Source organism: Paenibacillus sp. XY044, from assembly GCF_002257645.1.
Classification (GTDB): Bacteria; Bacillota; Bacilli; order Paenibacillales; family Paenibacillaceae; genus Paenibacillus_AQ.
Genome location: NZ_NQMO01000002.1, coordinates 727200 through 740741 on the forward strand (window position 1 = coordinate 727200; position 13542 = coordinate 740741).

The window sequence follows — 13542 nt, forward strand, 5'->3', positions numbered from 1 at the left end:
TTTTATAAATAGGAGATGTAATGACACATACTTTCAAAACCTATACTTTAGAACAGGCAGTTGGTTCATTAATAGCAGCTTTTGACAAGATTGGATATAGTGAACCATTGGAGGTTGCTTCAATCATCATCGAATTTGAGGACTTTTTGAACCAATTGTCTACAGAAGAAGCTGTAAATATATATAACGAACGCTGGATGAATGGTGGTAACTAATAAAGTTATAAGTGGGGTATCCAATAATCATGGATGAGCTTAGGGGTGTACACAATCTGCATATGCAACTACTTGAGGTTTATGAAAAATGCCAATCATCACAACACCGTTATCAACTAGAATTAGAATATTACTATCGGCAACTCAACTTTTTCTGTACTGATACCCTTCAAAGAATTTTCGTACTGAACCAATTAATCAATATTTATGAAAAGAGAAGGGGCTCTCAAATACAATGGTGCTCTGATCTCTTCAAAAGCAATGATCCAAGTAAACCATCTACATAAGAATTTGGTGAGCTTGCATTTGGAAAGTATTAAAAAGCATAAAATTAATTCATGTTAAGTGAGGTTCAAAATCATGGTATTTGAAATTACTGATGAAATGAAGAGAAAAATCGGAAAATGGGATTCATGTAACTCAAGAGATGTGTCCGGAGCTAAATTTGCATATACTTTTATTCCGTCGGGATTAGGATTAATCATAAAGGTTGAATGTGATGTCTGTAAAAGATTGCTTGACCTCACAGAAGATTGGATGAACTGATAACCTTTAAAAAAGAAGACCATGAGCATTTTGGGACTGACCCCGAGACAAAATAAAACACCTTCGAGTGAAAGAAACCATGTCGTAAGATGTGGAGGACAACTTGGAGGTGTTTTTGCGTTGGCAACACGATTTAGTTACCTCGTAAAAGTGAAGTAGCTGTACTCCGAGGAAGGCTGTTTGACGTAAGCGACCGGGCATTGATGACCTATAAACAAGAAGGGCATCGTTTTTCCTACTATCGCATTCCAGCAGCTAATGAATGCTCTGAAGCCTCTCGTCCGGTGGCGGCGGCATTACTGCAACTTAAGCAGTACTCAGAGTGGATTCATCAGTTACCGGGTTTATCGGCCTTGAAGCGAATATTGGATGAAAGCGGGCTATTGCCTTATATAGCCGTCCAGGAGGCTGGCGCCACCAGAGCAGGTTCATTAATAAGGCTCCTTCATATCGTTCAAGATGATCCGGAAGCTGTCAACAGTTGGCCTACACTTACTAGGCTGTTACTTCTAGTCATTCAAGGTAATGGGCTGGAGACTCTCAGCCTATATGGGAGTACCAAAGGTGTCGTCCGAATCATGAATCTGAATAAAGCAAAGGGACTTGAAGCACCGGTCGTCTTTCTCGCAGGTCCATATGGAGAATCGGATCACGATGCTGATCAGCATATCGACCGAAGCGGCTCTATAGCAAAGGGCTATTTTACGATTTCGCAGAGACTGAGTGAGCATGTAGTGGAATTGATTGCGCAGCCTCCTAACTGGAAAGCATTAAGTGAGAAAGAACGATTGTTTGTGAATGCGGAAAAGGATCGGCTATTATATGTAGCGGCTACAAGGGCAAAACAATTGCTAGTGGTAAGTCTCTATCCAGAGCAACCTGCCAAATGTTCTTGGAGTTCATTGATGTACAATGCGGAGCATGTAGCAGAGCTTATCGTCCATGAAGGAGAACCAGAGGGAAGAGAAGTATATGCCTATCAGCCTATGCTTGAGGAGTCTATGAGTAAGCTCTCCAACCAATTGTTAGAAGCAAAGAAACCATCTTATAGACAGGTTACTGTAACCGAGTTAACCAAGACCGGAGCGGTCATTCCAGGTTGGTCAGTCAAAGGGCGCGGACAGGCTTTTGGCAATGTGGTTCATCGGTGTATAGAAGCTATTGGGAATGGGAGAGTGCAATCTTCAGATGGGGAAACATATATTAAACATTTGGCCAAACAGGAGGGACTTAAACCGGGACTTGTAACAGAAGCTGTTGTTACGGTGGAACTTGTTTTGGGGAGTGAATTATGGCCAACAAGTATAAAGGCAAAGAGGCGTCTCTTTGAAGTATCAATGTTTTCAACCAAAAAAGTTAATAAAGCAGAAGGACTATATGTGAAAGGGGTTATTGACTTCTTATTCGAAGAGGACGAAGGTTGGGTGATTGTTGGTTATAAGACTGACATGTTTGAATCTGAGAGCGAGGAAGACTTCATTCGTTTTTATTCGCCTCAGGTGCTGCAATATGCTAGTGAGTGGAATCAGATATTTGGGTATCCTGTTAAAGAAGCTGGATTATTCTTTACGCAATTTCAGAAATATGTACCAATACGTCTCGAAGAGTCAGAGTGATATACTAATTTTCATAATAGAAGGGAACTTCAAATGAGTCAAAATAAGAACACCAAAAAACAAAGGGAAAAGGTTGAAAAAACGAGATAAAGCACACGTTGAGCCTGTTGGTATTTTGGCTATTTAATCCCATAGGCTCACCACGGATGAACATAAGGCATTCAAAGAGCAGAGGAGAAACTTCGATAACGAACCCTAAAAAATGGTGGTGTTTCGCAAAACTCTGCTGCCCAAGCTATTAACGCGAATGTTTTTTGTGCAATAGTTGAATAAGATAGCTCTGTACTCGACCGATGCCCCTCGGATTGCAGGATGCATCCTAGTATCCTGAGTAAAATGCAGACTTAGCGATTCATGCACACACTTTCTCTAAGATCATACTCCGAATCCAATGGGCTACTCGACAATTGCCACGGCAAATAATCATCAATCTATTGGAGGATATCTATGTATCAAACGTTAAAAGACCTCCAAGTAGTTACAACTGCAGATGTGGAGTCACATTTGGAGGTAACTAAAGAATATGCTAGTGTATTTTTCGACAGATTGGTGCAGTAATACGAAAAGGTTTATATTATATATAAAAGACTACGAGCGATAGCAAGAGACCCCCGAACCCATATATCGTAGCCACAAAGCTGGCTTCTGGGCTATTTATGTTACCACGCCTTCGAATAGAAATTTGCAACAAGTAAAGGGAGCCTTCGATTCCAAAGAATTCCCTTTATTAAGTGATTCGGCGCGGTACGAGAGCAACCGTTCGACGACGATCGTTATATATTTGAACCTAAGATCGACGGTCATCGGCTGCTGCTCGAGCGATCGGGCGGCAAAGTGCGGCTTTGGACCAGACATGAGAACGAGGTGACAGCTCGGTATCCGGAACTGCTTGATGTGCCGGTGAATTGCGGCGACATGATCCCGGATGGCGAGTTGGCATACCTGGACCGGGACAGGAGAGATTTGCTCCGAGACAACGATGCGGCGGTTTCAAATAAAGACACTCGCGAAGATTAAGCAAGGCATGCAGCAACTGCCTATCCGGTTTTTCGTTTTCGATGTACTCGCTTAGACGGCAAGGGTTAGGCAGTTGCCGCTGATGGAACGAAAGGCCATCCTTGATAAAATATTCGTTGAGAACGAATACTACAAGCGTGTCTTCCACATCGATGGCAAAGGTAACGCGCTGTTTGACGTAATCAAGCAGCGCGGGCTTGAGGGGATCGTTGCCAAGCGTAAAAGCAGCCTTAACGGGTATAGACCCTGCAGGCGGCTTTTTTGTAATATAATTAGTAATCAAACGAATCCTCGAAAATTCTTGCCAATTCACCAAGCGCCGGAACATACTGTAAAGTCGTAGCCAAATCCACATGACCCAGTTGATGTTGTATCTCTACCATGCTTAAACCGCCAATTTGCATTAAATAAGCCGCTGTTCGTCTAAGATCATGAGCCCGTACGCTACGTGATAAACCAGCCTCATTCGATACCCGATCAAGTAATCTAGTAATTACTCGAGGTTGAAGGGGGTTCCCCTTATTATTAAATAAAAATTCATCACCTTGCTTAGACCACTCCAAATACTGCGGGTGATTGATGTACCTGGTGATTTCATCAGCTAAATCCTTTGAAATGGCTGCTGATCGCTTTGTTGTCTTTTGTCCTTCAAAAATATGTACGATTTTACTTTCCAATTTTACTCGGGAGCATCTAAGGAATCGCACTTCCGAAATACGCATACCGGTAATCAGCATAAGCCAGATCATCACAAATCCCCTTCGGTAAAATGGGTCAAGCCTTAAGGCTGCCCTTAAGACTTCAAGAGAGTCTTCTTTTGATAAAGCTGTATTTTGAATACCTCTCTCAAATTTAGGTGTTGGATAATTGATCATAGGGTTCTGTTGAATTAGATCCATATCATAGAGAAACCCAAAAAAATTTTTCAGGGCGGTAACGGATATGGAAACTGTACTATCGCTAACTTGTAAATCATGAATTAAAAATTGAACAAAGTGATCAATAACCTTCCGTTTTATTGGGGAAAATCGATCCGGGAATTTTTTATCTGCATGAAATCGATCAAAATCCAACTCTCCATCAAAACCTTGTTTCAACAAATAGGCTTCAAAACGCCTAAGTGCGATTTCATATTTGCTTCGTGTGCTTTTAGCTAAAGTGAAATGTTTCTTCCAGTTTTGATAATAGATTGAGTTCTGTAGAAATCTCTCCACGATTAAATAACCTCCATAGTTAGAAAAGTTCTGTAATTGTAATTTGTGCAAGAGGGTGCTTTTCAATAGCTGTCACCAACATATCGTCATATAATTTTAAGTACACTTCAGTAGAACTCAGCCAAGCGTGGCGCATGAGTTCTTTTATCGTGTAAATATTAACCCCTGACTCAAGTAAGTATAGGGCAAAGGAATGTCGTAAAGAGTGAATAGAAAATTGATAGGGCTTTTTATCGTTCTCAGGAATTGTTGTTGCTTCATTTATTAGAGCCGTAAACATTTTCTGAACGGTACTTTCATGCAGATGTGTTGCTCCTTTATCATCCGAGAAAACGTACCTATCCTCGTAGTCAACTTCTGCCTCTAATCCCTTATAGCGAAAGCTAATATAGGAGCTAAGTGTTTTCAATGAGGATGTTGTGATCTTGTTTGGTTGTTTATATCCCTTTTTTCCTTTACCACGAACCATTATGACTTGACGATCGACTTTAATATCTCCAACCTGTAAGGTGCATAACTCACTTAAACGTACACCTGTACCAAGGAAAGTCCAGAGGATCGTAAAGTTCCGATGGGCTTCTCGTCCTAATCTGACTAGACTAAGTAGCTCATTGATCTGAGTTTTGGTAAAAGCTCGAGGCTCACGATCTTTATCGGCTTCAATTATCAGAGTCCGTTTCAATTTTTCTATATTTCGTCCATAAAAATGCTCGAGAACTTCACCAAAAAAGCTGCGTAAGAAAGCTGACTTTTTACTTCGCGTGTTCGCTTTTTTCACCGGTGCCAAATAGTCAGTTAGAAACGTGGCAGAGGAAACATCGTTAATGTTGGGATTCTTTCCTTTTTTATTAACACAATATTTAATAAACATATTTAGCTCATATCCATAAGCTGTTTGTGAAGCAGCTGCTAGAGCTTGATATGCATCACTGTTTCTATAATGAGCAACAGCTTCTTCTAAAAGAACAATTCGCTGTGCCATCTGTTTTTGGATTGAGCTATACAATGGTACTAAATCAAGCCTCTGAAGAACCTGATAAAACGGTTGCGGACCAAATTGGTCCGCAAGGTGAACTATTGCTTCTTCTAACATTTGATCGTTCGATACAACATCGTCATACAAAGGCATGTATATTTACCTCCCTAATTAGTCATAAGACAGCTTATCGATTTGATTTGTCAGGTACTGATTTTGACGGCCTAGATGAATATAGAGACTAACCGTGTTTAATCTTTTAACACGAGTTAACTCTTTTACAGCTTGCGGCAAAACCCCTTTGTAAGCTAAACGCGTAATGAACATATGGCGAAATAAATGAACCCCACCTGGGTACTGCCATCCTGCGATCAAAGCATATAGCTTGAAATTACGATAAAGCCTATCCGCTATCGATGATGACTTTTCTCCTAATACTAGGGGATGTTTATCATACACCTTTTTTAGTTGAGTAAAGCCGTCATAAAGCTTCCCTACAAGAGGGAGCATATGACTTTTCCCCCCCTTGCTGTGGATGACAATGGTGCGTCTACCGAGATTAATATCATCCCAGGCAACTTGGGCTGCCTCCGATAATCTTAGACCAAGCTCCAAGAGTAAACGAAATCCAACTGTCTCCTGAATTGGGTTATCGGAGTACATTTGTACTGTCTGAAAGAAGGTAGCGATCTGCTCCTCGTTCGGTAAGTCCCTTGGGTTGTATCGTGGTGCTTTTATTGCTCGAAAACGCTGTAAGGGAGGCTCAATACCGTAGCGCTCTCTTAAAAAATAAAAATAAGATTTGATCGCGGATATCTTATGGCAAAATGAAATTGGGCTGGCTGCACCAATATTCACTTTTTTTAACAAGTAGGTTCTATAGGATAACAAATGTTCACTCTGTATTTTTAACATTTGAATACTCGTGTGATTTTCCTCTGAAAAGACATGGATGTTTTTGCAAAGCCAAGAGAAGAGTTGATCCACAGCTGCTACCTGTTTACGAATATGCTCTTTGGACAGACCTTTGTTTTGCATATTCATTTTGAACTCTGTAATCTTGGGGTGCAGATCTTTTTTTACCCTCGCTGTTACTTCCAATAAATAGGTCCGTTCAATGCCTGTAGTCTGCGTAGACCTACTAATAAAGTAATTAAGAACGTTTGCTTTTACTACGGTCATCTCGACATTTTCGATGATGTGCTGAAGGACTGTATGCTCAACCAGCTGATCGTCCATTATTTGTGCCGGTTCCATTTGAAGAAAATCTGCTGCTAGTTGCTGGATCTCTAAAACAACAGTTAACTTCTGTAAATAGTATGGTGGGTCATTAGGTATGATTTGCTTCATATAGTTCAGAAGCAATGGCTGTGATATTAGCTTTTGAACCTTGTTGTTCCAGATCCAAAGATTAATACCGGACCTACCATAATGCTGTATAGATTCAATATTGGGGGTAGGGTTGTCTGTCAGCACATGTTGTGCATACAGCATATTTTCCACCTTCTCACGAGTGACTTTTCTAATATCATGATCGTCACTCAGTGGAGGAAAGATACCCTTAAGGTCAAGAATCTTTTCGGCAAAATAAAGATTCTGCCGAAAAGATTCTTGGGTAGGTGAGCTTTCCAGATCATTGATCTGGCGTGGGTTTTGTTGCGTGGGATCAATGCTTTTGAAGTCGTCCACCTGTGATGCCTCCAATCATGTCGTTGTGTTACTTAGGGTTGACATGAATGGTGAGGTGGTTCAAAAAGTTTAGTTCAACTAAGTCGTTAAATGGAGTTCTTCATTTAAAAGTGTGAAATTCCGTTCGATCTCGATATTCCTTTAACTCATGAAGCATACCTTCAAAGGAAGGTAATGTTTCATTTTTCGGAATAATGACCCATATTGAACGTTTGTCTAGAGACTTAAATGGGCGAAACGTAGTGATCATATACTTAGCTTGCGGGAATAACTTAAGCACTGATTCACGAAGTACTTTATCGACCAATGGCTCATAATTGAGATGGAATTCAAAATAATCGAATTCTTGGTATGTTGTAACCCATCGACCTGTAACCGCACCGGATTCCTGATGAAACAGTTCAAAGGCGTCGGTAATAACATATCCACTGATACTAGACACATTCGATATTTCGTCAAATAGCTGTTTTAACTGGATTTTTTTTGAGACCTTATCATCAAAATATTCCGGTGACTCCGAGTAGGAATACGGATCAGGTAAATCATAATTGACCAGCTGCCAAGGGTGATTGAGAAGAACACTGAGCTGAAATGGCCGCGGCCATTTTGGTAACGTTGATTCATTAAATAGATTACTTACAGCACCACTTGTTAGATTTAAGCTCTGCATTATATCGTAGCGCTGAAGTTTATGACTTTTGGTACTGAGTTCTCGTCTGAACTTTAAACTAGGATCATTCATTAACTCTTCCCATTGCTCTTTTGAACTTTGAAGAATAAGAAGCTCATAATGCCACAGTCCGAGAATCAAATTTCTAGCTTCGGCTAATTCACTATCAAGAGCATTATCACTAGATCTGATTGTAAAGTAAGATTTATAATGCTCAATTATCTCGTCGCGATTAATTTTGTACATTAAAGGACTAAATGTCATGTGTTCATCACCCATAACCATGATAATGCTGTTTCGAGCATCCCAACGAATCTCTTAGTTGAACTAAGAAAATTAAATGAGGGTTCATGGAAGGGAAGAATGTATGCTATAAGAAGGACCACCAGAATAATTACTGTACCAGACATGATGGATAGCAGGTCCTCCAAATCATCGGTTAAACAAAGAATCCGAAGATATCGAAAGCTAAAAGGTAAGACTCTTCTAATGTCACATACACCTCCGCGATAACACTAAAATACTGCATGGGAAGGAATCATTTCCTCACCAACAAGAAAAGCAAATAAAAAACACTTTATACCTCTACTAGGTAACAAAGTGTTTACTCCCTGAAATTTAGATTTTCTCACAGATATGTTTAAACAGCCGCAAGGGCTAATCCATGTGTATTTTCATATGCCAACCTAAACGGTGTGGTATATGTTCTCAGAAGATACCACCTTGATATGTGTAGTGGCTCTTGATTTCCATTAATGGTATTTAGTAGGTTGTTTGCAACCTCATTGATTCACGTTTCTGTAAATAACATGAATCTCAATCGCATTTGGGAATGCGCATTTATCGACCTGGAGTCAATCTTTGCCCGTGAGGAACAGGCCCGAGCAAGGGGGGGCTCGTAATTACTTTATACTACTTTAAAGAGTAAATCGCTAGTAGTAAGTTGTAAATTCCTAATTAGGAGGAATTCAGATGAGAGAAGAAGAAGTCCTAAGGGTCCAAATATTAAAAATGTTATTAGAATTAGAAGAAAAGCGTATAGTTGGGCAGAATTGCAATATAGTTAACAATAATAAAGATAAAACTTATGTGAGCTTGAGAAGTGATTTTTTCAAAATGCAAGAAATTGATAAAATGAAATCAGTATTTTCCGTATCCGACTTGTCCAATTATCTCGGGATCTCTAGGGATTCCGTATACTCGATGGTTCGCGAGAAACAAATTCCACATTTTAGAGTCCGAAGACGTATATTGTTCCATAGAGAGACGATTGAGATATGGATTAGAGGAGGGTAGTTTACTAATCTAAAACCTTGTTTATACAAATTTATTGAAGAATCAGCTCGCAGCTACATAGGCGGGCTTTTTGGCATGAAATCCGAGGATGGCACGAATGGCAAGATTTGATATGGAAGACGTGAAGGCGTTCGTGAAGGAAACAACCACAAAATAAAGGACGATGTACAATCCTCACTGAAGGAACTGTTTGAAAAGACGCTGCAATCGATGCTGCATGTGGAAATTGGACACCGACAGAGCTGGTATCCAAGTCAAACGACTTGCGAAAAAAATAAGTTGGGGACTTCACGGTCTCCAAGTTTGTTTGAATAATAAGCCTGCCGCTCCTTGTTATTCGTATTTCCCAAAGGAGCCCTGCCGAACTTCCAGATGGAATCGTTGTTTTCCGGACTGGGCCAACGTGGATCATGCGGATAAAGCTGATGAATTTCATATCTAAGTGATCCGAAGGAATTATCCGATATTATCAAAACTGCTGGGGACGAATTGGGGACCAAATTCGTCCCCAATTATCATAAAGCAGCCAATTCACTCGGATCCAAGTCCGGAAAAAGCTCGTAAATAAAGGCTTTTCCGGACTCTAACCCCCTACATCCTACTTATTATCCATCGCTGGCAGCGATGAGGTCAGGGGTTCGATCCCCCTAGGCTCCATAGAAGAAAAACCCTTGGGAATCAAGGGTTTTTTTGTTTTGTCAATTATGAGATTAGGTCCTGGCCCACTTCTTGCGATACTGGTGTGGCGTAATGCCCATGCGCCGTTTGAACAATTTACAATAATAAGAGCTGTTCGCCAAGCCAATCTCCTCAGCAATGAGCGAGATTGGTTTTTTGGTGGTCGTTAACAGCAGAACGGATTGATGGACCCGGCGGGCCATGATGTATTCGGAGATGCTGATTCCTGTCGCTTCTTTGAAAAGATGCGATACATGATAGGGAGATAAATGCAGGGATTTGGCCATGTCGTCCAACCGAAACGGTAACATATAGTTGGCTTCGATCCATGTCAATATATGTTCAACCTGATGATTTCTGCGAAGGGTCGGTTTAGGCGGTCCGGCTTCGGTTCGCTTATCCCATACGTGTTTGATGGAACGGTACAGCATGACGAGAAATAAGGAAAATTCCGCATATCGATCTGCCTCTGAAAGCGCCGATAATTGATCATCCAAACTTTTGTAGACACCGTCCAGGAGGTCAAGTTCATCCCCGGTGTCATATAAGCACGGAAAAGGGAGTTCCCCTAAATACATGAATTGATAAAAGGTGTGAAGCGAAGGCCATTTTTCAAAATAAGACTCAAACATCGTCGGTTCAAAGGTCACAAGGGAACGTTCGAAGCATTGGCCCTCGTCGTATTCGAGTTTGAGATGGTGAAGCTGATAAGGCTGAAAAATGCAGAGCATGCCCGGTTTAATGTCGTATCGGTTGTTATTGACGATCATCGTCCCTTTCCCTTGATGGATCAGCAATATTTCCACCCCAAGGTGGGAGTGAAAGGTTTCTTTATGCTCATAATTGACGCTTTTCCGTTTATAGGCAAAATGCAGGGGCACCTCGCTATAGTTACCCGCAACAAAAGACATGACCCCTTGCCTCCTTCGTTCCCCATTTACACCAGGGCCCGAATCTATTCTATCGCAAAACCGCAAACCAGTGTTATTTTTTCCCCCATAGCGAAACACAATGTTCTTTCAGCTTCAGTTAATATCCTTATATACCGATGAATGAAACTCATGGGAGGTTAAATTAATGATCAAGGTTGCGATTATAGGAACGGGGGCCATTTCATCCGCTCATATCGAAGGATATCTGCAGCTTCAGGACCGCTGTAAAATTGTTGCGTTATGCGATCTTTATCCCGAGAAAGCCGAAGCCAAGCGGGAGCAATACGGTTTGGACGCTGTAATCGTTAAGGATTACAAGGAACTGCTTGATCAGGAGATCGACCTGGTTTCCGTTTGCATGCCTCCGTTCGTTCATGCGCGCGTTACCATTGATTTTCTGAATGCAGGCAGCCACGTCCTCGTTGAAAAACCGATGGCATCTTCCCTTCAGGAATGCGACGCCATGATCGAAGCTGCGGAAAAAAGCGGGAAAGTATTGTCCGTCGTTGCTCAAAATCGCTTTAGAAATCCGATTATGAAGCTGAAGCACGTTGTTGATAGCGGATTGGCTGGCAGGATTCTTCATGCCCAAGTGGATTCTTTCTGGTGGCGGGGCCATTGCTATTACGATTTGTGGTGGCGCGGCACGTGGGAGAAAGAGGGAGGCGGTCCTACGCTAAATCATGCGGTTCATCATATCGACGCCTTGCTGTGGATGCTTGGCCGCCCCAGTCAGGTGCAGGCTTTTATGAGCAACGTCGCGCATGACAATGCGGAGGTGGAGGATCTGTCCGTTGCGATGCTGCGGTATCCGGATGGGGCACTGGGGCAAATCACCAGCTCGGTCGTTCATCACGGAGAGGAGCAGCAGTTTATTTTCCAGGGAGAGCATGCCCGGATCTCGGCACCGTGGCGGGTGGCCGCCTCCGTGTCATTACCGAACGGATTCCCCAAGAGGGATCAACAGCTGGAGGAGAAGATTGCACAATACTATAACGAATTACCGGACCTGCCTTACGAAGGACATACCGCTCAGATTGACAATGTGCTAACCGCCATCGAGACGGGGGCGCCCGTTCTAGTAGACGGAGCCAGCGGCCGAAGCACGCTGGAGCTGATCATGAGTATTTACAAATCCGCAAGCACAGGTGAGAATGTTCAGCTCCCCTTGCCGCAAGACGATTCTTTTTATACCCAAGAAGGCGTGAAGCGGAATGTTCCTCACTTTTACAAAAAGAGCGGGAGTGTGGATAACTTCACGGATGTGAAGATCACAACAGGAAGCCATTACAGTGAAATGAACGGACAATCGTCAGGCGAAAAGTAAATCCCAACTCTTTGGGCTTGAGAACTTTAAATGCGAAAGGGATGAAGAGAATGCAGAAGAACGACGGAATGAATTATGCCCCGAAAGGGAAACCCAATCCGGTGGTCCATCCGGGTGAATTTGTGATCGCTGCAGTGGCGCTCGATCATGGGCACATCTATGGAATGGTAAACGGGCTGATCGAAGCAGGCGCTACCTTAAAGTGGGTTTATGACCGTGACCGTGCAAAAGCAGAAGCATTCGCACGAAACTACCCCCAAGTTACGGTTGCAGCATCCGAGGAGGAGGTTCTGGCGGATCCGCAGGTTCATCTCGTTGCCGGAGCTGCCGTAACTTCGGAACGCTGCGCGTTGGGGCTTCGCGTGATGGACGCAGGGAAGGATTATTTTACGGATAAAGCTCCCTTTACGACGCTCAAACAATTGGAATCGGCCCGCGCAAAGGTGCGTGAAACCGGGAGAAAGTATATGGTGTACTACAGCGAAAGGCTTCATGTGGAATCGGCGGTTTATGCCGGACAGCTCATCGAACAGGGTGCGATCGGGCGGGTGCTGCAGGTGACCGGATTCGGACCGCATCGGTTAAATGCCCCGTCCAGGCCGGAATGGTTCTTTCAGAAGCAGCATTATGGGGGAATCCTTTGCGATATCGGCAGCCACCAGGTCGAGCAGTTCCTGTTTTATGCGGGGTGTAAACAGGCGGAGGTCCTGCACAGTAAAGTTGCAAACTATAACAATCCGGATCATCCCGAGCTCGAGGACTTTGGAGACGCTACCCTGCTAGGGGACAATGGCGCCACGCAATATTTCCGGGTGGATTGGTTTACGCCGGACGGCCTAGGTTCATGGGGAGACGGACGCACGATTATTTTGGGAACCGAAGGTTATATTGAACTAAGAAAATATATCGATATCGCTCACGACCGGACCGGCAATCATGTCTACTTGGTCAATCAAGAAGGGGAATACCATTTTCTTGTGGATGGACAGGTTGGATATCCCTTCTTTGGAGAACTCATTCTTGACTGCCTGAACCGCACCGAATTGGCCATGACGCAGGAGCATGCCTTCATGGCAGCAGAATTGTGTTTGAAGGCGCAGGAAATGGCGATGGACGTGACCCGCAGCGGCAGCTGAATGCATGAGAGAGGTTGCTATCATGCCTAGGGAGCAGAACGTCAAAGGTTCCACCCGGGATTACACCTATCAACTTCTGCGAAAAAGGATCCTGCATTTGCAGCTGGAGCCCGGCACAAAAATATCGGAGAAAGAAATCGCGGACGAATTGAACGTCAGCCGAACACCGGTCCGGGAAGCGTTTATGAAGCTGGAGTGAAAGATGAGCTGGGGAGGGCTGTGTAAAAAAA

Annotated in this window: 12 protein-coding genes and 1 pseudogene; 8 read left to right on the top strand and 5 right to left on the bottom strand. The window is 43.0% G+C overall.

Annotated features, from left to right (window positions below; translation table 11 throughout):
- Positions 1–20 precede the first annotated feature (20 nt).
- The 4 genes from CJP46_RS11755 (at position 21) to CJP46_RS37525 (ending at position 3394) form a co-directional block, all read left to right on the top strand.
- A complete protein-coding gene (locus CJP46_RS11755; RefSeq protein ID WP_094595768.1) occupies positions 21–215 on the top strand; it encodes a hypothetical protein in 195 nt (64 codons plus the stop codon).
- 360 nt (positions 216–575) lie between these two features.
- A complete protein-coding gene (locus CJP46_RS36185; RefSeq protein WP_143812965.1) occupies positions 576–761 on the top strand; it encodes a hypothetical protein in 186 nt (61 codons plus the stop codon).
- Between the two features lie 203 nt (positions 762–964).
- Positions 965–2377 (top strand): 3'-5' exonuclease, encoded by a 1413-nt coding sequence (locus CJP46_RS11765; RefSeq protein ID WP_094595770.1) that lies wholly within the window; start codon positions 965–967, stop codon positions 2375–2377.
- Positions 2378–3187: 810 nt separating this feature from the next.
- Positions 3188–3394, top strand: coding sequence for a hypothetical protein (locus CJP46_RS37525; protein WP_373557990.1), 207 nt, complete (start codon positions 3188–3190; stop codon positions 3392–3394).
- Positions 3395–3666: 272 nt separating this feature from the next.
- On the opposite strand, the gene CJP46_RS11775 is transcribed toward CJP46_RS37525, so the two are convergent.
- The 4 genes from CJP46_RS11775 to CJP46_RS11790 form a co-directional block, all read right to left on the bottom strand.
- A complete protein-coding gene (locus tag CJP46_RS11775; protein WP_094595772.1) occupies positions 3667–4608 on the bottom strand; it encodes a tyrosine-type recombinase/integrase in 942 nt (313 codons plus the stop codon).
- Positions 4609–4627: 19 nt separating this feature from the next.
- Entirely contained in the window at positions 4628–5737 is a 1110-nt protein-coding gene (locus CJP46_RS11780; protein WP_094595773.1) for a tyrosine-type recombinase/integrase, read from the bottom strand.
- Between the two features lie 18 nt (positions 5738–5755).
- Positions 5756–7273: a tyrosine-type recombinase/integrase gene (locus CJP46_RS11785; protein WP_094595774.1), complete on the bottom strand. Its 1518-nt coding sequence runs from the start codon at positions 7271–7273 to the stop codon at positions 5756–5758.
- 100 nt (positions 7274–7373) lie between these two features.
- Positions 7374–8207 carry a hypothetical protein gene (locus CJP46_RS11790; RefSeq protein ID WP_179281134.1) on the bottom strand — a complete coding sequence of 278 codons (834 nt, stop codon included), beginning with the start codon at positions 8205–8207 and terminating at the stop codon, positions 7374–7376.
- A gap of 708 nt (positions 8208–8915) precedes the next feature.
- On the opposite strand from CJP46_RS11790, the gene CJP46_RS37395 reads away from it, so the two are divergent.
- Positions 8916–9239, top strand: a complete 324-nt coding sequence (locus CJP46_RS37395) for a helix-turn-helix domain-containing protein (RefSeq protein WP_306431041.1) — start codon at positions 8916–8918, stop codon at positions 9237–9239.
- A gap of 710 nt (positions 9240–9949) precedes the next feature.
- Here CJP46_RS37395 and CJP46_RS11800 read toward each other — a convergent pair.
- Positions 9950–10828 carry an AraC family transcriptional regulator gene (locus tag CJP46_RS11800; RefSeq protein ID WP_094595776.1) on the bottom strand — a complete coding sequence of 293 codons (879 nt, stop codon included), beginning with the start codon at positions 10826–10828 and terminating at the stop codon, positions 9950–9952.
- A 166-nt stretch (positions 10829–10994) separates the two neighbouring features.
- Here CJP46_RS11800 and CJP46_RS11805 point away from each other — a divergent pair, with 166 nt between their 5' ends.
- The 3 genes and pseudogenes from CJP46_RS11805 to CJP46_RS11815 form a co-directional block, all read left to right on the top strand.
- Positions 10995–12176 (top strand): Gfo/Idh/MocA family protein, encoded by a 1182-nt coding sequence (locus CJP46_RS11805; RefSeq protein WP_094595777.1) that lies wholly within the window; start codon positions 10995–10997, stop codon positions 12174–12176.
- A gap of 50 nt (positions 12177–12226) precedes the next feature.
- Positions 12227–13312, top strand: coding sequence for a Gfo/Idh/MocA family protein (locus tag CJP46_RS11810; RefSeq protein WP_094595778.1), 1086 nt, complete (start codon positions 12227–12229; stop codon positions 13310–13312).
- 22 nt (positions 13313–13334) lie between these two features.
- A pseudogene (locus tag CJP46_RS11815) lies at positions 13335–13505 on the top strand (GntR family transcriptional regulator); the annotation flags it as partial.
- Positions 13506–13542: the final 37 nt, after the last annotated feature.